Origin of the sequence: Streptomyces sp. CB01249, assembly GCF_001905735.1 — a bacterium.
Classification (GTDB): Bacteria; Actinomycetota; Actinomycetes; order Streptomycetales; family Streptomycetaceae; genus Streptomyces.
Genome location: NZ_LISW01000003.1, coordinates 176031 through 195161, shown reverse-complemented (window position 1 = coordinate 195161; position 19131 = coordinate 176031). Strand labels below are relative to the sequence as shown.

The window sequence follows — 19131 nt, the reverse complement described above, 5'->3', positions numbered from 1 at the left end:
GAAACCGATGTACGGGGCACAGCGGGGCTGCGAGTATGACGCCCATGGCCGACGTCCCCCTGCTCGCAGCGCCCACCGACCGGAACTCCGTCCGCACCTGGGCGGTGATCCTCGCCGCCTGCGTCGGGCAGTTCCTCGTGGTGCTCGACGTGTCCGTCGTCAACGTCGCCCTCCCGTCGATGCGCGCGGACCTCGGGCTGAGCTCCACCGGACTTCAATGGGTGCTCAACGCGTACTCGATCGCCTTCGCCGGGTTCATGCTGCTCGGCGGGCGCGCCGCCGACCTGTACGGCCGCAAGCGGATGTTCCTCGTCGGCCTCGGCCTGTTCACCGCCGCCTCGCTGGCCGGCGGGCTCGCCCAGGAGGGCTGGCAGCTGCTCGCCGCCCGCGCCGCGCAGGGCCTCGGCGCCGCCGTCCTCGCCCCCGCCACCCTCACCCTGCTCACCGCCGCCGTCCCGGAGGGCCCCGCCCGCGCCAAGGCCATCGGCACCTGGATGGCGGTCGGGGCGGGCGGCGGCGCGGCCGGCGGACTCGTCGGCGGCGTGCTGACCGACGCGCTGTCCTGGCGCTGGGTGCTCCTGATCAACGTGCCCATCGGGGTGCTCGTGCTGACCGGCGCCGCCCTCTGGCTCGCCGAGGGGCGCAGCGGCGGGCGCAGCCGCGTCGACCTGCTGGGCGCCGTCCTCGTCACGGCCGGCCTCGCCTCCACGGCGTACGGCATCGTGCAGACCGAGGAGGCGGGGTGGACCGCCGCCGCGACCCTGGTGCCGCTGCTCGGCGGACCCGTGCTGCTCGCCCTGTTCGCCCTCGTGGAGACGCGGACGGCGAAGCCCCTGATGCCCTTGCGGGTGCTGGGGTCGCGGGCGGTGGCCTCGGCGAACGTGGCGATGCTCGTCATCGGCTCGGCCACGTTCTCCATGTGGTACTTCATGACGGTGTACGCGCAGAACGTACTGGGCTACAGCGCGTTGGAGGCCGGGCTCGCCCTGATACCGACCTCGCTGGCCGTGGTCATCGGCTCCAAGAGCGCGCCCCGGCTGATGGCCCGCGTCGGCGCGAAGAACCTCGCGCTGATCGGTACCACCGTCACCGCGGCCGGTTTCGGCTGGCAGTCCACGATGACCGTGCACGGCTCCTACCTCACCGCGGTCTGCCTGCCCGGCGTCCTCATGATGGCCGGTGCCGGGCTCGCCTCGACCCCGCTCGCCTCGCTGGCCACGTCGGGCGCCGCGCCGGGGGAGGCCGGGCTCGTCTCGGGGCTCGTCAACACCTCGCGCACCATGGGCGGTGCCCTCGGGCTCGCCGTGCTCTCCACGGTCGCCGCCGCCCGCACCGGGGGCGGGGCCGACCCGGCCGCCCTCACCGCCGGCTACGCGCTGGCCTTCCGCACGGCGGGCACCGTCCTGCTCGGCGGCCTGCTGCTGATGCTGCTGTGGCTCCCGCGCCACCGGCCGGAACGCCTCACTTCCGTTCGTACAGCGTCACCCGACGCCCCCGTACCCGCTCGTCCTCGATCACGGTGAAGTAGTCCCTCAGGACGGCCGCCTTCGCCTTCTCCCGCGGCCCGTTCTCCGGACGCGCCGCTTCCGGCGCGTCCGTGACCAGCAGTATCCGGGGCTGGGCGAGCATCGCGTCCCGTATCCGGGACGGTGCCGCCTCCACCCCGTTCAGCGTCCCGGACGCGCGGGGGCCGCGGGCCAGCGCTATGTCCCGCAGACCGCTGAACGCCTCGGGCGAGACCAGCGCCGCGTCGCGCCGGGCGCCGGGCAGGAACACCACCGCGGTGCCCGGCTCCTTCATCCGGCGCACGTCCGCCGTCATGGCCAGCACGTCGTCCACCCGGCTCGACGGCGACCGCTTGGCCAGCGACTGCGGCAGCAGCGCCGCCACCGCGCAGGCCAGCAGCACCGGTACGAGCCACCGCGCCGCCGCCGGGAACCGGGGCGCCACGACCCGTACCGCCGCGCCCAGCAGGGAGCCGATCAGCAACGCCAGGCCGAGCAGGCTGAAGAGGATGTAGCGGTCCAGGAAGAGCGGCTTCTCCAGCGAGGCGGCGGCCAGACCGAGCTGAGGGACCGCCAGCAGCGGCAGCCCCACCGAGGCCACCGACAGCCGGCGCCCGCCCGGCCGCTCCACCAGGGCCCCGAGACCGCCGACCGCCAGCAGCACCGCGGGGCCGATCATCATGTGCCAGGTCAGCGGCGGTATCCAGGACACCTGTTTGGACTGGCCCGACGTGAACAGGATCAGCGGCAGCGCCCCCGCGACGGCCGCCGCCGAGGCCGCCGTCCAGCGCGCCCACAGCCGGCGACCGGCCCCGCTCCACGCCAGCGTCGCCGCGTGCGCGGGCAGGATCAGCAGCGAGAACCAGTTCAGCAGCGCGCAGACCAGCACCGTCCCGGCGTACGCCGCCCAGCGCCCCCAGCGGTCGCGCCCGCCGAGCAGCGTCACCAGGAGCAGCGTCGAGACCCCGGCGCCCGCCGCGACCAGCGCGTACGGGCGGCCCTCCTGGAAGTAGAACTGCACGGCCGGCAGCAGACCGAGCGCCATCCCGCCGCCCAGGCCCGCCCACCGCCCGGCCAGCCGCTCCCCGATGACCGTCACACAGGCCGCCGCCACCGCCATCGCCAGCACGGAGGGCAGCCGCAGCGTCGTGGTCGTCGGCCCGAACCAGTCGAAGAGTCCGTGCATCAGCAGGTAGTAGAGCCCGTGGACCGCGTCGACATGGCCCAGCATGGCCCGTATCCCGGCGGCGGACCGCAGCGCCACCTGCCAGGTCGCCGCCTCGTCCCGCCACAGGCTGCCCTGCCGCGAGAGCCCCCACAGGCCGAGGCCCAGGGTCCAGAGCGCCGGCACGAGCCAGAGCGGAACAGCGCGCAGGCGCACGGATATTCGAGATGACATGAAGCGGACGGGCCCCCGGGTGGTGACGGTAAGGACAAGGTGCGGAGGCGGTCAGAGCCAGCCCTGCTGCCGGGCCGCGCGGACCGCCTCCATGCGGTTGCGCGTGCCCGTCTTGCCGATCGCCGACGACAGGTAGTTACGGACCGTCGATTCTGACAGATGCAGCTTGGCGGCGATGTCGGCGACCGTCGCCCCGTCCGCCGACGCGACCAGCGCGTCCCGCTCCCGCGCGGTGAGCGGACTCGCCCCCGAGCTGAGCGCGGCCGCCGCCAGCGCCGGATCGACCACCGTCTCCCCGGCGAGCACCCGGCGGATCGCCTCGGCCAGATCCTCGACCGGGCCGTCCTTCACCAGGAAGCCCGCAGCCCCCGCCTCCATCGCCCGGCGCAGATAGCCGGGCCGGCCGAAGGTGGTGAGGATCAGCACCCGGCAGTCCGGGACCTCCTCGCGCAGGTCGGCCGCCGCGTCCAGACCGCTGCGCCCCGGCAGTTCGATGTCCAGCAGCGCCACGTCCGGCCGGGAGGCCAGCGCGGCCGCCACGATCTCGTCGCCCGCGCCGACCTGGGCCACCACTTCGATGTCCGGTTCGAGCCCGAGCAGCAGGGCGAGCGCGCCGCGCATCATCCCCTGGTCCTCGGCGAGCAGGACACGGACGGACTTGGCCGGGGGGTGCTCCTGAGGCATCTCGTTCACCGGCCCAGGGTAGGCGAGCAGGCCGGATCGTCCCCGGCTCCGGGCGTCGGCGTCGGCGTCGCGTCGGCCCCGCCGTCGTCCTCGCCGCCCGCGTCCACCGGGAGCTCGGCGGTCACCACGAAGCCGCCGTCCGGGCCGGGGCCCGCCACCAGCGAGCCGCCCGCCGCGGCGAGCCGTTCGGTGAGCCCCTTCAGACCGGTGCCGCCGATGCCCGGGGTGGGCGCGGGGCCCTCGGGCCTGCCCCGGCCGTCGTCGGTCACCGTGAGCCGGACCTTCTCGCCGGTCCCGCTGACCTCGAACACGCAGCGCGTCGCCGTCGAGTGCCGCACCACGTTGGTGACGGCCTCCCGCACCACCCAGCCCAGCAGCGCCTCGGTCTGCGGGGAGAGCGGCGGCCCGGAGCGCCGGACGACCGGTTCGACCGAGGCGGCGGTCAGCGCGGATCTGGCCCGGTCCAGCTCGGTCGCGAGGCTGCCCTCGCGGTAACCGGTGACGGCCTCGCGGATCTCGGTGAGCGCCTGCCGCCCTACGGACTCGATGTCGGCGACCTGGGACAGCGCCGCGTCCACGTCGCGCGGGGCGAGCCGGCGCGCGGCCTCCGACTTCACCACGATGACCGAGAGCGTGTGGCCCAGCAGGTCGTGCAGATCCCGCGAGAACCGCAGCCGCTCCTGCTCGACGGCGGCCCGGGCCAGCTCCTGCCGGGTGGCCCGCAGCTCCGTCACGGTCTCCGCCAGCCGGAGGATCGCCGACGTCACGGCCCCGGAGATGAACGTCCCGTACCCCAGCGTCCACGGCGGCGAGGCGCTGTCGTCGCGCCAGACCGCGACCGCGCACGCGGCGACCGCGAGCCCGAGCAGCCCGACCGCCAGCAGCCGGTGGCGCAGCACGGTGCCGGCGGCCAGCGAGAGCAGCGGGAAGAACAGCAGCCAGCTGCCCCCGTAACCGATGGCCAGGGCGAAGGTGACCGCGGCCAGCGCGCCCAGCAGGACGTACGTCACCGGGCTCTCGCGCTTCTCCTTGCTGAAGCCCCGGAACACCACCGAGATGTACAGCGAGTTGAAGGCCAGCAGACCGGCTCCGGCGATCCACGGGGTGGGGGTCTCGCCCTGGAAGAGGTTGGAGAAGGCGCCCAGACCCATCAGCAGCCACGGCAGCAGGGCGTACGGCGAGGGCGGCCCCGGCCTGCGGTTCTCCTTCCGCATCCGGCGGCGCTCCCTGAACGATGGTCGTCCGGTCCCCGGCATGTCCACTCCTGTCACACGGTCCTGGCGGACCGACGGTACGAGATCACCGCGTACACGCCGAACAGCAGGAGCCACGCGGCGAGCACGCCTATGGTCATGGCGCCCGGCGCGTGCCCGTCGGTCGTCGCCCAGCCCAGGTCCGCGAAGCGGTTGGCCGGGGTGAACCGGCCGACCGAGCGCAGCCACTCGGGCAGCATCTCCAGCGGGAACCACAGCCCGCCGACGACCCCGAAGCCCATCAGGCAGGCGACGTTGACGACGCCGGTGCCCTGCGGGGTCAGCCGGTAGCCGTTGCCCAGGCCGAGCAGGGTGAAGGGCAGCGCGCCGATCCACAGCAGCAGCACCAGGACCACCCACTGCCAGGCCGCCATCCGCACCCCGTTGAGCAGCCCGCCCGCCAGCAGCACGGTCAGGATCACCGGCAGCACGGTCACCGACCCGCTGACCGCCCGGCCCACCACCGCGTGCGACGGGGCGAGCGGGGTGACCCTCAACTGCTGGAGCCAGCCGAGGGACTTGTCGGAGGCGACGCCCGTACCGATCGACATCGCGGAGCCGAGCGCGCCGTAGGCGGCCATGCCGACCATGGACGCGGTCTTCCAGCCGTCGGCGCTGTCGTCACCGATGTTGGTGAAGATCAGATACATCATCACCGGCATGCCCGTGCCGAAGATCAGGAATCCGGCGTCACGCAGGGTCCGGCGCATTTCGAGCAGGATGTAACGGAACATCAGACGGTCTCCTTCTCGGTGCGGGGCGCGGTCCTCGCGCGAGCGGTGTCCCCGAGCGGGGTGGTGTCCTCCGGTGCGGGTTCCCCGGGCGCGGTGAGCGCCAGGAAGGCGGTCTCCAGCGTGGCCCGGGAGACCTGGAGGCCGCGGATCAGACCGAGGCGGGCCAGCTCCACGACCGTCGCGTCCGAGTCGTCGGTGCGCAGCAGGGCGCGGTCGCCGGTCACCTCGACGGTGACGACACCGGGCAGCCGGTCCAGACCCTCCGTGGAGCCGCCGGCGAGGTCGAAGGAGACCTGGCTGTGCCCGGCCGCGTCCTTGATCGCCTCGCCGCTGCCGTCCGCGACGACCCGGCCCCGGTCGATGACGACGATCCGGTCCGCGTTCTCGTCGGCCTCCTCCAGATAGTGCGTGGAGAAGAGCACGGTGTTGCCGCGCCGGGCGTAGCCCCGCATCGACTCCCAGAACGCGCGCCGCCCCTCCACGTCCAGCGCGGCGGTCGGCTCGTCCAGCACGATCAGCTCGGGATTCCCTGCCAACGCCACGGCGAACCGCACCCGCTGGGTCTGGCCGCCCGAGAGCTTGTCGATGCGCCGGTCCGCGTACTCCGTCACGCCCGCCAGGGCCAGCGCCTCGGCGACCGGCAGCGGACGCGGGTAGGTCGAGGCGACGAAGGCGACCAGCTCGCGCACGGTCACCCTGGGTATCGGCCGCCCCTCCTGGAGCATGGCGCCGACCAGCCCGGCCCGCACCGCCTGCTCGGGGGAGCGGCCCAGGACCCGCACGGCCCCCTCGTCCGGCTCGTTCAGCCCGAGCAGCAGCGAGATGGCGGTGGACTTCCCCGCCCCGTTGCGCCCCAGCAGGGCCACGGTCTCGCCGCGCCCGATCCGCACGTCCACCCCGTCGACGGCCCGTACGCTCCGTCCGGCCCGCCCGAACGTCTTCACCGCCCCGGTGAAGACCACCGCGGCCTCGTCGTCCCTTGTCTGCGTCATGTCTACGACGTTACGCAGCGTGAGCATGCGGCGGCAGAGGTGTATGTACTCGGTCCGCCATGACATTTGTCATCGCGGACGCGGAGAGTCCGCCTCCGCTCGTTTCCTGGGCGGACAGAGCGGTGCCCCGGCGCCCGGGCGCCGGGGCACCGCTTTCCCCTCCTCGATGCGGCGGTCAGGCCGCCGCTGCGCCGCTCTCCTCGGCGGGGCGGCGATGACGGCCGGCCGGCGTTGCCGTCGTGTCGTCCGTCGCCACACCCCCTCGGTGCTTTCCGGAGCCGCCGGCGTCGCCCCGCTGCGCGTCCGCCGCGGGCGGGAACGTCTGGGTCGTGTCGGTGCGGGCTTCAGACATGTGGGAAGTCACCCCGTTGTGATCGCTTACGTGTGTGCCAACCGGAGCGTCACGCCGCCGCCCGTCCGGGAAAAGGCCACGGTCGGTGACCGAGACGCACGGTGCGTGAGCCCGGTCCCAGCTTAGTCAGGGACCGTACGCCCCACGAGAGGCGCCTGCCCCAGTGGAACCGGTGTACACACAGGAGGATTCATCGCCGGGGCGGAAGGTTGCGTACCGCTTGTGCCGCATGCCGGTTCCGCCTCCTCCGGCATCTCCAGCAGGGCCACCGCGCACGCCGTGTCCCCGTCCGCGTAAGGGAGCTTCAGAACTCCGTCGCGCGACCAGACCCCGCTGCCGGCCAGCCAGCCCCCGGGCGCCGCGAGCTGGTGCAGCCGGCGGCCCGACGGGCGCCACAGGCCGATCCAGCTGCCCGCCGCCCCATCGATCCTGAGGGCCACCGCACAGCTCTCCGGCATCAGCATCTGCCCCGGCTGCACCGCGAACGGCTCCAACGAGCAGTCCGGCAGCCGCAGGCACTCCGGGAACCGCACCGGCAGGCAGCTGCCGAGCACCCCCCAGCCGAGCCGGTCGTGGCCGGGCGCGTCCGAGCGGATCAGCAGCAGCCCGCTGCCCGGGTCCGCGAGCAGCAGCCGGTCGTCGCTGTCCGGCGCGATCTGGAGCAGCGGGGTCATCTCGGCGCCCCGCCCCAGGTCCACCGCGACCGTCTTCACCGGACCGCCCCCGGCCGGTTCCCGGTCCAGGGCCAGCATCCGCCCCGCCCGGTCCAGCCAGACGCCGCCGGAGCAGCGCCCCGGCAGATCCGCGAGGTGCTCGGGACCGGCCGTCCCGCCCGCCACCCGCCACAGCTCCGTGGAGTACGCGCCGACCGCCAGGGCGTACGCGCTCACCCCGTCCGGCGACGGCGGCAGCAGGGCGAGCGCGTCCCGCTCGACGGCCCCGAGCAGCAGCTCGCCGGTGCCGGGGCCGGTCGGATAGAGCAGCGAGAAGGTGTGCCGCTCGGCGACCCGGCGCCGGATCAGCACCCGGCCGTCGGCGAGCGGCACCAGCTGCGCCTCGGCCTCCTCCGGCTGGTCGGTGGGCAGCGGCACGGCGTACGGCTCGGGCCCGTCGAGCGTCCAGCGCTCGGCGTACCAGGCGGTGTCGGCGCCGGGCACCGGGGCGGCCGTGAGCCGCGCGCCGTACGCCCCGTCGGCGGTGAGCGTGAAGGCGGGCAGAACCGTTTCGGCGGGGACGTCCGCCTGGGGCGCGGCGGCCGGTACGGCAGCCTCCGGCGCCGGGGCGTCCTCCGCCGGGCCGGTCTCCGCGACGGCCCCCTCGGGGTCGCCGGGACCGGGTTCCGGCTCCGGCTCCGCCGGACCGCCGTCACCCGTGGTGGTTCCCTCCTCGATGGCACAGGCAGTCATCGACTCATCACCTCCGGCAACCGAAGCTAGTTTTCGCACTTCCAGCCGAACAACACGACCTCCCCCACTTCACACATAAGGGTGGTGATGGCCGGATATCGCTGTACGACCGAGGGTGCGTGTGCTGTACGGGGCCGGGCCGCGGGCGGCCCGTTCCCGGGGCTCCCCGGGGCGCGGCGGGCAGGTAGCCTTTCCTCCGTGCCCCGTCTGTCTGAAGTCATCTCCGAGCTCGACGCCCTCTGGCCGCCCGAGCGGGCCGAAGGATGGGACGCGGTCGGCACCGTCTGCGGTGATCCGGACGCCGAGGTCCACCGGGTGCTCTTCGCCGTCGACCCCGTCCAGGAGATCGCCGACGAGGCGAAGGAGCTGGGCGCGCACCTCGTCGTGACCCACCACCCGCTCTACCTGCGCGGTACGACGACGGTCGCGGCGGACACCTTCAAGGGCCGCGTCGTGCACACGATGATCCGCGACGGCATCGCGCTGCACGTGGCCCACACCAACGCCGACACCGCCGACCCCGGCGTCTCCGACGCCCTGGCCGCCGCCCTCGACCTGCGCGTCGAGCGCCCCCTCGTCCCGGACCCGGCGGACCCGTCGGGCCGCCGGGGGCTCGGCCGGATCTGCGTGCTCGACCACCCCGAGACCCTGGGCGCGTTCGCCGCCCGCGCCGCCGCCCGGCTGCCCGCCACCGCGCAGGGCATCCGCCTCGCCGGCGACCCGGGGGCGCTGGTGCGCACCGTCGCGGTGAGCGGCGGCTCCGGCGACAGCCTCTTCGACGCGGTGCGCGCCGCCGGTGTGGACGCCTTCCTCACCGCCGACCTGCGCCACCACCCGGCCTCCGAGGCCACCCAGCACTCGCCGCTCGGCCTGGTCGACGCCGCGCACTGGGCCACCGAGTGGCCGTGGTGCGAGCAGGCCGCCGCACAGCTCGAAGCGATTTCCGACCGCCTCGGATGGGACCTGAGGGTCCACGTCTCGAAGCAGGTCACCGACCCCTGGACCGCCCACCACTCTTCTGGAGCCCCCAACTGAACGCCGCGCCCGCCGACCAGATCCGACTTCTCGACGTCCAGGCGCTCGACCAGCGCCTCTCCCAGCTCGCGCACCGCCGCAAGTCCCTGCCCGAGCACGCCGAGATCGAGTCGCTGACGGCCGACCTCGCCCAGCTCCGCGACCTGCTCGTCGCCTCGACCACCGAGGAGAGCGACACCGCCCGCGAGCAGACCAAGGCCGAGCAGGACGTCGACCAGGTCCGCCAGCGCGCCGCCCGCGACCAGCAGCGCCTGGACTCCGGCGCGGTCACCTCGCCGAAGGACCTGGAGAGCCTGCAGCGCGAGATCACCTCGCTCGCCAAGCGCCAGGGCGACCTGGAGGACGTCGTCCTGGAGGTCATGGAGCGCCGCGAGTCCGCGCAGGAGCGCGTCACCGAGCTGACCGACCGGGTCGCCGCCGTGCAGGCCAAGGTGGACGACGCCACCGCCCGCCGCGACGCCGCCACCCAGGAGCTCGACGCGGAGGCCGCCACGGTCACCAAGGAGCGCGAGGTCGTCGCCGGTTCGGTCCCCGCCGACCTGCTGAAGCTGTACGACAAGCTCCGCACCCAGCAGGGCGGGGTGGGCGCCGCCCGCCTCTACCAGCGCCGCTGCGAGGGCTGCCGCCTGGAGCTCAACATCACCGAGATCAACGACGTGAAGGCCGCGTCCCCGGACACGGTGCTGCGCTGCGAGAACTGCCGCCGCATCCTTGTCCGCACCGCCGACTCGGGTCTGTAGTGAGCCTGCCGCGCCGGTTCGTGGTCGAGGCCGACGGCGGCTCCCGGGGCAACCCGGGCCCCGCCGGCTACGGCGCGGTCGTCATCGACCCGGACACCGGCGAGACGCTGGCCGAGACCGCCGAGTACATCGGCGTCGCGACCAACAACGTCGCCGAGTACAAGGGCCTCGTCGCCGGCCTCCGCGCGGTGGGTGCCCTGATCGCGGACGGCCCGGTGGGCACCGGCGTCCAGGTGCGCGTCCGGATGGACTCCAAGCTCGTCGTGGAGCAGATGTCCGGCCGCTGGAAGATCAAGCACCCGGACATGAAGCCGCTCGCGGCCGAGGCGGCGGCGGTCCTGCCCGGCGCGGACCTCAGCTACGAGTGGATCCCGCGCGAGCGGAACAAGCACGCCGACCGGCTGGCCAACGAGGCGATGGACGCGGGCCGCCGCGGCGACCGCTGGGAGCCCTCGGCGTCCACGGCCGCCCTGGACACCCCGCGCGCCCCGGTGGCCGCCGACCCGGTCACCCCGCAGGTGGGCTGGGGCTCGGCGCCCGACCTGGGCGCGCCCGCCACCCTCGTCCTGCTGCGGCACGGCGAGACGGCCCTCACCCCGCAGAAGCGGTTCTCCGGAAGCGGCGGCACCGACCCCGAGCTCTCCCCGGCGGGCCTGGAGCAGGCCGAGCGCGCGGCCTCGGCGTTCGCGGCGCGCGGCACCGTGCAGGAGATCGTCAGCTCACCGCTGCGCCGCTGCCGCCAGACGGCCGGGGCGGTCGCGGCCCGGCTCGGCCTGGAGGTCCGCGTCGAGGACGGACTGCGCGAGACGGACTTCGGGGCCTGGGAAGGGCTCACGTTCGGCGAGGTCAAGGAGCGGTACGGAGACGACCTGGACGCCTGGCTCGCCTCCCCGGACGCGGCCCCCACGGGCGGCGGCGAGAGCTTCACGGAGGTCGCCGACCGCGTGGCGGTCGCCCGGGACGGCCTGGTCACGCGTTACGCGGGGCGCACGGTCCTCGTCGTCACGCACGTCACCCCGATCAAGACCCTGGTCCGGCTCGCCCTGGGAGCGCCCCCGGAGGCGCTGTTCCGGATGGAGCTGTCGGCGGCGTCCGTCTCGTCCGTCGCGTACTACGCCGACGGCAACGCCTCCGTACGCCTGCTGAACGACACGTCCCACCTGCGGTAGAGGCATCGGGACAGCACTCGGCCCCACCGGCGGGGGGAAGGCCGGTGGGGCCGAGGCGGTTCCGGCGGGTCGGGGGAATACCGGCCGGAACCCGGGTCACCCGGCATGCGGGCTACGTCCCCTGTAGAGGTCGTGCCCCGAATACCGGGGAGCATGCACGACGGGATGCGACGGGTTCGCCCGCCGCCCCGTTCAGCCCCGCAGCGCCGCCGCCCCGGCGGCCAGCCGCTCCACGCGCACCCAGTCCCGGGCCGCCACCGCGTCCCCCGGGACCATCCAGCTCCCGCCCACGCAGCCGACGTTGGGCAGCGCCAGGTACGAGGGCGCGGAGGCGGCCGAGATGCCGCCCGTCGGGCAGAACCGGGCCTGGGGGAGCGGGGCGGACAGGGCCTTCAGATAGGCCGTGCCGCCCGCCGCCTCGGCCGGGAAGAACTTCATCTCGGTGACCCCGCGCTCCAGCAGCGCGACCACCTCGGAGGTCGTCGAGACGCCCGGCAGGAACGGCAGCCCGGACCCCTTCAGGGCGTCCAGAAGCGCGTCCGTCCAGCCGGGGCTGACCAGGAACCGGGCCCCCGCCGCCACGGTGTCCGCGACGTTGCGCGCCGAGATCACCGTGCCCGCCCCGACGACCGCGTCCGGGACCTCCGCCGCGATGGCCCGGATCGCGTCCAGGGCGGCGGCGGTGCGCAGGGTCACCTCGATCGCCGGAAGCCCGCCCGCGACCAGGGCACGGGCGAGCGGCACCGCGTCGGCCGCGTCCTCCAGGACGACGACGGGCACGACGGGGGCGAGGTCCAGCACGGAGGAGGTCATGCGCCCATCCTGCCCGGTCTGCGGCGCAGTGCGCAACGAGCGTTGCGGAGGGTGCAACGTACGGTCAGTGGATCTCCGTCACGACCACATCGAGCTGCCACGGCCGCCCCGCCCGCGCGGGCGCCTCGGCCTCGACGGTGTACCCCAGGTCCCGCAGGACGGCGACCAGTTCGGCGGGACCGGCCGGGCGGGCGCCCGCGAGCAGCAGGTCGCGCACCATGCGGCCCTTGGTGGCCTTGTTGAAGTGGCTGACCACGGACCGCTTCTCCACCCCGTCCACGAGCTGCGCGTGCAGCACCCGCACGCTCGCCGTGCGCTCCGCGACCGCCCCCTTCGGCTTCCACGCGGCCGTGTAGGCGGACGAGCGCAGGTCCAGCACGAGCCCTTCGCCCGCCGCCTCCGGCATCACCTCCGCCATCGGCGTACGCCAGAACGCCCCGAGGGCGCCGAGCCCGGGCAGCTTCACGCCCATCGAGCAGCGGTACGGCGGAATCCGGTCGCCCACCCGCACCGCGCCCCACAGCCCGGAGAACACCAGCAGCGACTTCCCGGCGAGGCGGCGGGCGGCCGTGTCGAGCGAGTCCAGGCCGAGGGCGTCGTACAGGACACCGGTGTACAGCTCCCCGGCCGGACGCGTCCCCGCCGTCCGCAGCTCCGCGTTCTTCGCGATCTCGCCCCGCAGCCCCTCGCTGAGCCCCAGCACCTCCCGCGCCTTCTCCTCGTCGGCCACGCACAGCTCCACGAGCGTGTCCAGCACCTCGGCCCGCGCCCCGGCGAGGCCGGGCAGCGACAGGGACTCGGGCTTCAGGGGTGCCCCGCGCCCCGAGGCGGCCTTTCCTTCGGAGGGCGGCAACAGCACGAGCACGGCGGTTCTCCTTCGTACGTACGGGGAAGAGGCGCGGCGGTGTGCGGACCGCACGGACGCCCCAGGTCAGCGTACGGGGGCGGAGGGGCGGCCCGTACGGGCACAAGGACCCTCGCTCGGAATGCCGCGTTCCGCGCCCCGCCCTACGCTCGGGACCATGCCCCGCCGCCATCTGCACATGACCGGCGCAGCCCGGACCCCGCTGCGGGCGGCCCTGCGCGGCCTGCGCACCGAGCTGTCGCTCCCCGACGACTTCCCGCCCGAGGTGCTCGCCGAGGCGGCGGACGCCGCGCGGAGCCCGGAGCTCGCCGGGCACGCGGACGCGACGGACCTCCCCTTCCTCACCATCGACCCGCCGACCTCCACGGACCTCGACCAGGCGATGCACCTGGAACGCCGCGCCCACGGCTACCGCGTGCACTACGCCATCGCGGACGTGGCCGCGTTCGTGCGCCCCGGCGGCGCGCTCGACGCGGAGGCCCACCGGCGGGTGACGACGCTGTACCTCCCGGACGGCCGGGTGTCCCTCCACCCGGAGGTCCTGTCCGAGGACGCCGCGAGCCTGCTGCCCGGCCGGGTCCGCCCCGCGGTCCTGTGGGAGATCGACCTCGACCCGGAGGGCGCGGCGGTCGCGACCCGGGTGCGCAGGGCCCTCGTACGCAGCCGCGCCAAGCTGGACTACGCGGGCGTGCAGCGGCGGATCGACGCGGGCACCGCCGAGGAACCGCTCGCCCTGCTCCGGGACATCGGCGCGCTCCGCGAGGCGCGGGAGGTGGCCCGGGGCGGCATCTCGCTCAACGTGCCCGAGCAGGAGATCACCGAGCACGACGGCCGCTACGGCCTGGCCTACCGCACCCCGCTCCCCGCCGACGGCTGGAACGCCCAGGTCTCCCTGCTCACCGGCATGGCGGCGGCCCACCTCATGGCGGAGAGCGGCACCGGCATCCTGCGGACGCTGCCGGTCGCGCCCGACGGCGCGGTGGCGCGGCTGCGGCGCAGCGCCGAGGCCCTGCACATCGACTGGCCGCACCACGTCCCGTACGCCGAGCTCGTCCGCTCCCTCGACCCGGGGCGCACGGACCACGCGGCGTTCCTCCAGGACTGCACGACGCTGCTGCGCGGCGCGGGCTACACGGTGTTCGACGGCGGCGAGCTGCCGGTGCCCGCCGTGCACGCGGCGGTGGCCGACCTGTACACGCACTGCACGGCGCCGCTGCGCCGCCTCGTGGACCGTTACGCCTCCGAGCTGTGCGTCGCGGCCTGCGAGGACCGGGACCCGCCCGAATGGGTCCTGGCCGCCCTGCCCGCGCTGCCCAAGGAGATGGCGGAGGGCACGCGCCGGGCCAACACCGTGGAGCGGGAGTCCGTGGACCTGGTCGAGGCGGCGCTGCTCAAGGACCGGGTGGGCGAGGTCTTCGACGGTTACGTGGTGGACGTCAAGGAGAACGAACCGGCCACCGGCACCGTCCACATCGACGCCCCGGCGGTCGTCGCCCGCGTCGAGGGCACCGCGCCCCTTCCCCTGGGCGAGCGCCTGCGGGTCCGCCTGGCCCAGGCTGCCCCGGGCACGGCGAAGGCCCTGTTCGTTCCGGCCTGACGGCGTCTCGTACGATCGCGAGTTCGGCCCCCGCGCCCCGCGCCCGTACGACGGAAGGACCGGCGTGACCGACCGTGCCCGCCAGCACCAGATCCTGGCCGCCGCCCGCATGCTCCTGGAGCAGGAGGGCCCGGAGGCGCTGACCATGCGCAGGCTCGCGGGCCTCCTGGGCATCACGGCCCCGTCCCTCTACAAGCACTTCCCGGACAAGTCCTCGGTGGTCGACGCGCTGGCCGACGCGATGCTGACGGAGACCGCCAAGGCCCTGGAAGCGGCGGAGACGGCCGCCCCGGGCTCCTTCCCGGCCCTGGCCACGGCCTACCGCGCCCACGCCCTGGCCCACCCCCACCTCTACCGCCTCACCACGTCCCGCCCCCACCCCCACGACCTGGAGGACCGCGCCGCCGCCCCCCTCTTCCGCGCCCTGGCCCCCGACGACCACCTGGCCCGCGCGGCCTGGGCCTTCGCCCACGGCATGGTCATGATGGAACTGAACGGCCGCTTCCCCACCCCGGAGTCGGTCACCACGGCGTGGACGGCAGGCATCACGGCCCTGGCGTCGAGCCGCCTCTGACCGTGCGGGGCCCTCCTGTGCCACGATGGCCCATTCTGGCGATCGAGGAGAGGGCGCCACATGTCAGCTGTTCCGCAAGAACGGCTCTCGCAGGCGGACGTACTGCTGGAAGGCTTCGAGGCTCTGGACCCACCGGAGGGCTTCCGGGCGGAGTTGCTCGAAGGAGAGATTGCCCTGAAGCCGCCACCGGACGGCGATCATGAGGACTGCATCGCCCTGATCCTTGAACAGGTGCTCGGGCGTGCGAAGACGGACATGGACTTTTCGGCAAACAAGGGTCTGAAGCTGAGAGGCGGCAGGGGCTGTCCAGCGAACCACGTCATCCCCGACGGCACGTTCGCCCCCCATGCCCTGCGGCTGTACCGGGGCGCTGCCCCGTGGATGCCGTGCGAGGGAGTGGCGCTGGTCGTGGAGGTCACGTCGTCCAAACCGGCCGCCGACCGGGAGGCCAAGCGGCACTGCTACGCGAGGGCTCCGATCCCCCTGTACCTGCTGGTGGACCGGGAGGAGTCCTCGGTGACGCTGTTCCGGGACCCGGCGGGCGACGACTACCGCCAGCACTGCACCGTGCCCTTCGGGAAGGCGGTCAGTCTTCCGGAGCCGTTCTCGTTCGACCTGGAGACGGCGGAGTTCATGTAATCCGGCCAGGTAGCATGGGCCCCACGGCAGACGAGCCGGGCGGACGGTCGCGTGGGGGTTTTCGGATCCTCCCGAGGAACGTCCGGGCTCCACAGGGCAGGGTGATGGCTAACGGCCACCCGGGGTGACCCGCGGGACAGTGCCACAGAAAACAGACCGCCCGGGACCTCGGTCCCGGGTAAGGGTGAAACGGTGGTGTAAGAGACCACCAGCGCCTGGGGCGACCCAGGCGGCTAGGTAAACCCCACCCGGAGCAAGGTCAAGAGGGGCCGTCGCGAGACGGCCCTGCGCGAACGTTCGAGGGCTGCCCGCCCGAGTTCGCGGGTAGACCGCATGAGGCCGGCAGCAATGCCGGTCCTAGATGGATGGCCGTCTCCCCGGCCGCCGCGAGGCGACCGGGCGACAGAACCCGGCGTACAGCCCGACTCGTCTGCCCACCTTTCTTCCGGCCGCGGTGAAGGCCGCCCCCGACGCGAGAGCCCCCGCCGGTGCGCGCACCGGCGGGGGCTCTCAGCGGGTCAGGGCGTTCAGCAGGCGCCCTGGTCCTTCCAGACGCCCCAGTCGCCGGTGCTGCCCGGGGTCTCGTTCTGGGTCCACCACTGGGCCTTGTACTTCCGGCCGTTGTAGGAGACCTCGTTGCCCGCGTTGTAGACCGTGCCGGCCACGTACGCCGGGACCGAGCCGCAGTCACCGGCGGGCGGGTCCGTGGGGTCGGTGGTGGGCGGGGTGGTCGGGTCCGTGGGGTCGGTGGTCGGCGGGGTGGTGGGCTCGGTGGTGGAGCCGCCGATCGCGGTGTTGATCTGGTTCAGCAGGGTGGCCTTGTCGTCCAGGCCGAGGAGCGAGTACATCATCGCGCCGGCCAGGCCGCGCTGCTTGCCGTAGTCGGCCCTGGCCTGGATGGACTTCTGGTCCAGGCCCGTGAAGAACTCGCCGTCCTTGTAGAAGTAGGACGCCTTCGCCTCGTCGTCCCAGTACGTCGTCGCCGGGTTGTCGACGATGCCGCCGAGCTCCTTGTAGTGCGCGATCCCGGCCTGCTGGCTCAGCGGGCGGGCGCCGGAGCCGCCGGTCGCGGACTGGGCCAGGCCGTGGGTGGTGCCCTCCGGGACGCCCTTCCAGCCGCGGTAGTAGAGCTCGTAGCCCAGGATCAGCTTGTTCGCGGGGAAGCCGCCGGCGATGCCGTAGGCCGGCTTGCCGTCGAGCCAGGAGTCGACCGCGTTGTCGATCGAGTACTTCTCGGTGCCGGGCGCGACCGGGTCGGACGGGTCGTTGGCGCCGGAGTAGAGCGGCGACTGGTGGTACGTCGGCCCGTCGCCGTCCCAGGCGCCGTGCATGTCGTACGTCATCAGGTTCGCGTAGTCGAGGTACTGGCCGATCTTGTCGGTCTCGATGTTCGCGATCTTGTCCTGGCCGGCCCCGAAGGCCGCGGTCAGCAGGTACTTCTTGCCGCCGTTGGCAGCGCCGTACGCGTCGAGCTGCTTACGGAACTCCGCCAGCAGCAGCGTGAAGTTCTGCTTGTCCTCGGGGGCGTAGTGGTTGCCCAGGTGGCCGCCCGCGGAGGCCGGGTACTCCCAGTCGATGTCGATGCCGTCGAAGATGCCGGCCGCCGAACCGGCGCCGCCGAAGCCGCCCTCGACGGGCAGGTTGCCCTTGATGTACTGGTCGATGCAGGAGGAGACCAGCTTCTTGCGGCTCGCGTCCGTCTTCGCCGCGTCGCTGAAGTACTTGGAGTACGTCCAGCCGCCCAGCGAGATGTTGATCTTCAGGTGGGGGTACTTCGCCTTCAGTTCCTTGAACTGGTTGAAGACGCCCACGATCGGCTGGTCCCACTTGTCGGCCACGCCGTCGACGCTGTCCGCCGCGCTGAAGGACTTCTGGTAGTCGGCGTACGAGTCGCCCGCACCGTCACCCGCGTTGGGGTTGTTGTCGTCGCCCGCCGCCTTGTTGGCCTCGAAGCACGTGAGGTCGGTCGGGTGGATGTTGCCGAACGAGTAGTTGATGATGTCCAGCTTGCCGGCGATGCCCCGGGTGTCGAGCTGCTTCGGGTAGAAGGCGTTGCCGTACACGCTCCACTGGTCGTAGTACGCGATGCGCACGCCGCCCGCCGAAGCGGAAGCCGGTGCGTCGGCCGCCTGGGCCGAACCGATGCCGACGGTTGCGGCGAGGCCGCCGGTGGCGAGGGCCGTGCTCAGGAGCGCGGCGATCAGAGTTCTACGGGGGTGCACGTGCGGCCTCCAGCGGGGGAGCAGGTGGTGCTGTGGATGGGCTGGAGCAGTGATAACCGGCCCGTGACCTGCGCGTCAACGATTCCAACGAGATTAGGACTAGACCAATTTGACGGTTCGTGGGCCGCGCGGAGGGCGTGCCGGCGCCGGGTGGCCGCCGGACGCCACCGGTGACCAGCGGCTTAAGGATCACTTAAAAATGGCGCCGCGAGTGGTTCGGTGACGAACCACTCGACGTCGAAAAGTGGAAGCGCGAACCGGCGCCGCTCGTCCCCCTTGACCGGACCCTGTCCGTCACTAAGGTCTAGACCTGAATCGGCCAGGTCTGGACCAAGGGCGCCCGTCATGCGCAGGTGGCCGCCCAACCCCCTTACGAGCGAAGGAAGTGACGTGGCATGAACACCAAGCGACGGTTGGCCGTTTCGATCGGAGCGCTGGTCGCCCCCGTGCTCGCCCTCGGCATCCAGACGGGCACCGCCAGCGCCCACGGCTGGGTCACCGCGCCGACGAGCCGCCAGGCCCAGTGCGCCGCCGGTGTGGTCGACTGCGGCCAGATCAAGTACGAGCCGCAGAGCGTCGAGGGCCCGAAGGGGCTCAAGAGCTGTAGCGGCGGCAACGCGGCCTTCGCCGAGCTGGACGACGACAACAAGGGCTGGGAGGTCACCCCGGTCGGCCAGAAGTTCACCTTCACCTGGCACCACACGGCCCGTCACGCCACCGAGAACTGGCAGTACTTCATCGGCGACCAGAAGATCGCCGAGTTCGACGGCAACCACGCCCAGCCGCCCGCCGACGTGAGCCAGGAAGTGGACTTCGGCAGCTTCACCGGCCGCCAGAAGGTGCTCGCCGTCTGGAACGTCGCCGACACGGCCAACGCCTTCTACGCGTGCGTCGACGTCAACATCGGCTCCACCGGCAACGGCGGCGACGACGGCGGCACCCCCGGCGGCGGTGACGGCGACGGCGGCGAGACCGGCGAGCCGGGCGCCTGCGCCGTGCCGCTGTGGAGCACCGAGGCCGTGTACACCGGGGGCGACACCGTCGCGTACGACGGCCACACCTGGCGCGCCAAGTGGTGGGTGCAGGGCGACAAGCCCGGCACCACCGGTGAGTGGGGCGTCTGGGAGGACCTCGGCGCCTGCGCCTGACCGC

General features: G+C 73.4%; 18 protein-coding genes and 1 other RNA gene. 9 read left to right on the top strand and 10 right to left on the bottom strand.

What is annotated here, in order from left to right; genetic code table 11:
- Positions 1 to 35 precede the first annotated feature (35 nt).
- The gene (locus tag AMK18_RS16580) at positions 36 to 1523 is read left to right on the top strand and encodes an MFS transporter (protein WP_198957021.1); all 1488 of its coding nucleotides are present in this window, start codon (positions 36 to 38) and stop codon (positions 1521 to 1523) included.
- Here AMK18_RS16580 and AMK18_RS16575 read toward each other — a convergent pair.
- The 7 genes from AMK18_RS16575 to AMK18_RS16550 form a co-directional block, all read right to left on the bottom strand.
- Positions 1462 to 2904 carry a glycosyltransferase family 39 protein gene (locus AMK18_RS16575; RefSeq protein ID WP_073863379.1) on the bottom strand — a complete coding sequence of 481 codons (1443 nt, stop codon included), beginning with the start codon at positions 2902 to 2904 and terminating at the stop codon, positions 1462 to 1464. The genes AMK18_RS16580 and AMK18_RS16575 overlap by 62 nt on opposite strands.
- 51 nt (positions 2905 to 2955) lie before the next feature.
- Positions 2956 to 3588: a response regulator transcription factor gene (locus AMK18_RS16570; protein ID WP_037786093.1), complete on the bottom strand. Its 633-nt coding sequence runs from the start codon at positions 3586 to 3588 to the stop codon at positions 2956 to 2958.
- A gap of 5 nt (positions 3589 to 3593) precedes the next feature.
- Positions 3594 to 4802, bottom strand: a complete 1209-nt coding sequence (locus AMK18_RS16565) for a sensor histidine kinase (RefSeq protein WP_018103431.1) — start codon at positions 4800 to 4802, stop codon at positions 3594 to 3596.
- 53 nt (positions 4803 to 4855) lie between these two features.
- On the bottom strand, positions 4856 to 5575 hold the full coding sequence (locus tag AMK18_RS16560; RefSeq protein WP_018103432.1) for an ABC transporter permease: 720 nt from the start codon (positions 5573 to 5575) through the stop codon (positions 4856 to 4858).
- Positions 5575 to 6537, bottom strand: a complete 963-nt coding sequence (locus tag AMK18_RS16555; protein ID WP_073863737.1) for an ABC transporter ATP-binding protein — start codon at positions 6535 to 6537, stop codon at positions 5575 to 5577. Before AMK18_RS16555 ends, AMK18_RS16560 begins: the two co-directional genes overlap by 1 nt.
- 205 nt (positions 6538 to 6742) lie before the next feature.
- Entirely contained in the window at positions 6743 to 6919 is a 177-nt protein-coding gene (locus AMK18_RS34905; RefSeq protein ID WP_198957020.1) for a hypothetical protein, read from the bottom strand.
- A 122-nt stretch (positions 6920 to 7041) separates the two neighbouring features.
- Positions 7042 to 8325: a hypothetical protein gene (locus AMK18_RS16550; RefSeq protein WP_073863378.1), complete on the bottom strand. Its 1284-nt coding sequence runs from the start codon at positions 8323 to 8325 to the stop codon at positions 7042 to 7044.
- Between the two features lie 198 nt (positions 8326 to 8523).
- On the opposite strand from AMK18_RS16550, the gene AMK18_RS16545 reads away from it, so the two are divergent.
- From AMK18_RS16545 to AMK18_RS16535, 3 genes are read left to right on the top strand one after another with little or no spacing between them, the layout of a single operon-like run.
- On the top strand, positions 8524 to 9360 hold the full coding sequence (locus AMK18_RS16545) for a Nif3-like dinuclear metal center hexameric protein (protein WP_073863377.1): 837 nt from the start codon (positions 8524 to 8526) through the stop codon (positions 9358 to 9360).
- Positions 9357 to 10100 carry a zinc ribbon domain-containing protein gene (locus AMK18_RS16540; protein ID WP_198957038.1) on the top strand — a complete coding sequence of 248 codons (744 nt, stop codon included), beginning with the start codon at positions 9357 to 9359 and terminating at the stop codon, positions 10098 to 10100. The genes AMK18_RS16545 and AMK18_RS16540 overlap by 4 nt, the downstream gene beginning before the upstream one ends.
- Positions 10100 to 11269 carry a bifunctional RNase H/acid phosphatase gene (locus tag AMK18_RS16535; protein ID WP_073863375.1) on the top strand — a complete coding sequence of 390 codons (1170 nt, stop codon included), beginning with the start codon at positions 10100 to 10102 and terminating at the stop codon, positions 11267 to 11269. The genes AMK18_RS16540 and AMK18_RS16535 overlap by 1 nt, the downstream gene beginning before the upstream one ends.
- A 192-nt stretch (positions 11270 to 11461) precedes the next feature.
- Here the strand turns inward: AMK18_RS16535 and eda are convergent, their stop codons facing one another.
- Complete coding sequence (gene eda / locus AMK18_RS16530) at positions 11462 to 12082, bottom strand: bifunctional 4-hydroxy-2-oxoglutarate aldolase/2-dehydro-3-deoxy-phosphogluconate aldolase (protein ID WP_073863374.1); 621 nt, start codon at positions 12080 to 12082, stop codon at positions 11462 to 11464.
- A 64-nt stretch (positions 12083 to 12146) separates the two neighbouring features.
- The gene (gene yaaA, locus AMK18_RS16525; RefSeq protein WP_073863373.1) at positions 12147 to 12947 is read right to left on the bottom strand and encodes a peroxide stress protein YaaA; all 801 of its coding nucleotides are present in this window, start codon (positions 12945 to 12947) and stop codon (positions 12147 to 12149) included.
- Between the two features lie 178 nt (positions 12948 to 13125).
- On the opposite strand from yaaA, the gene AMK18_RS16520 reads away from it, so the two are divergent.
- The 4 genes from AMK18_RS16520 to rnpB all read left to right on the top strand — a co-directional run bounded on the left by AMK18_RS16520 (position 13126) and on the right by rnpB (position 16190).
- Positions 13126 to 14544: an RNB domain-containing ribonuclease gene (locus tag AMK18_RS16520; protein WP_073863736.1), complete on the top strand. Its 1419-nt coding sequence runs from the start codon at positions 13126 to 13128 to the stop codon at positions 14542 to 14544.
- Between the two features lie 64 nt (positions 14545 to 14608).
- A complete protein-coding gene (locus AMK18_RS16515) occupies positions 14609 to 15118 on the top strand; it encodes a TetR/AcrR family transcriptional regulator (RefSeq protein WP_073863372.1) in 510 nt (169 codons plus the stop codon).
- A 60-nt stretch (positions 15119 to 15178) separates the two neighbouring features.
- A complete protein-coding gene (locus AMK18_RS16510) occupies positions 15179 to 15757 on the top strand; it encodes a Uma2 family endonuclease (protein ID WP_073863371.1) in 579 nt (192 codons plus the stop codon).
- Between the two features lie 31 nt (positions 15758 to 15788).
- An RNA gene (rnpB, locus tag AMK18_RS16505) (RNase P RNA component class A) lies at positions 15789 to 16190 on the top strand.
- Between the two features lie 94 nt (positions 16191 to 16284).
- On the opposite strand, the gene AMK18_RS16500 is transcribed toward rnpB, so the two are convergent.
- Positions 16285 to 17979: a glycosyl hydrolase family 18 protein gene (locus AMK18_RS16500; RefSeq protein WP_073863370.1), complete on the bottom strand. Its 1695-nt coding sequence runs from the start codon at positions 17977 to 17979 to the stop codon at positions 16285 to 16287.
- 395 nt (positions 17980 to 18374) lie between these two features.
- Here AMK18_RS16500 and AMK18_RS16495 point away from each other — a divergent pair, with 395 nt between their 5' ends.
- The gene (locus tag AMK18_RS16495) at positions 18375 to 19127 is read left to right on the top strand and encodes a lytic polysaccharide monooxygenase (RefSeq protein WP_073863369.1); all 753 of its coding nucleotides are present in this window, start codon (positions 18375 to 18377) and stop codon (positions 19125 to 19127) included.
- Positions 19128 to 19131: the final 4 nt, after the last annotated feature.

Coding starts and splice junctions, on each gene's coding strand:
- AMK18_RS16580 (WP_198957021.1), top strand. CDS start 36: ATGACGCCCATGGCCGACGTCCCCCTGCTCGCAGCGCCCACCGACCGG.
- AMK18_RS16575 (WP_073863379.1), bottom strand. CDS start 2,904: ATGTCATCTCGAATATCCGTGCGCCTGCGCGCTGTTCCGCTCTGGCTC.
- AMK18_RS16570 (WP_037786093.1), bottom strand. CDS start 3,588: ATGCCTCAGGAGCACCCCCCGGCCAAGTCCGTCCGTGTCCTGCTCGCC.
- AMK18_RS16565 (WP_018103431.1), bottom strand. CDS start 4,802: ATGCGGAAGGAGAACCGCAGGCCGGGGCCGCCCTCGCCGTACGCCCTG.
- AMK18_RS16560 (WP_018103432.1), bottom strand. CDS start 5,575: ATGTTCCGTTACATCCTGCTCGAAATGCGCCGGACCCTGCGTGACGCC.
- AMK18_RS34905 (WP_198957020.1), bottom strand. CDS start 6,919: ATGTCTGAAGCCCGCACCGACACGACCCAGACGTTCCCGCCCGCGGCG.
- AMK18_RS16550 (WP_073863378.1), bottom strand. CDS start 8,325: ATGACTGCCTGTGCCATCGAGGAGGGAACCACCACGGGTGACGGCGGT.
- eda (WP_073863374.1), bottom strand. CDS start 12,082: ATGACCTCCTCCGTGCTGGACCTCGCCCCCGTCGTGCCCGTCGTCGTC.
- AMK18_RS16520 (WP_073863736.1), top strand. CDS start 13,126: ATGACCGGCGCAGCCCGGACCCCGCTGCGGGCGGCCCTGCGCGGCCTG.
- AMK18_RS16510 (WP_073863371.1), top strand. CDS start 15,179: ATGTCAGCTGTTCCGCAAGAACGGCTCTCGCAGGCGGACGTACTGCTG.
- AMK18_RS16495 (WP_073863369.1), top strand. CDS start 18,375: ATGAACACCAAGCGACGGTTGGCCGTTTCGATCGGAGCGCTGGTCGCC.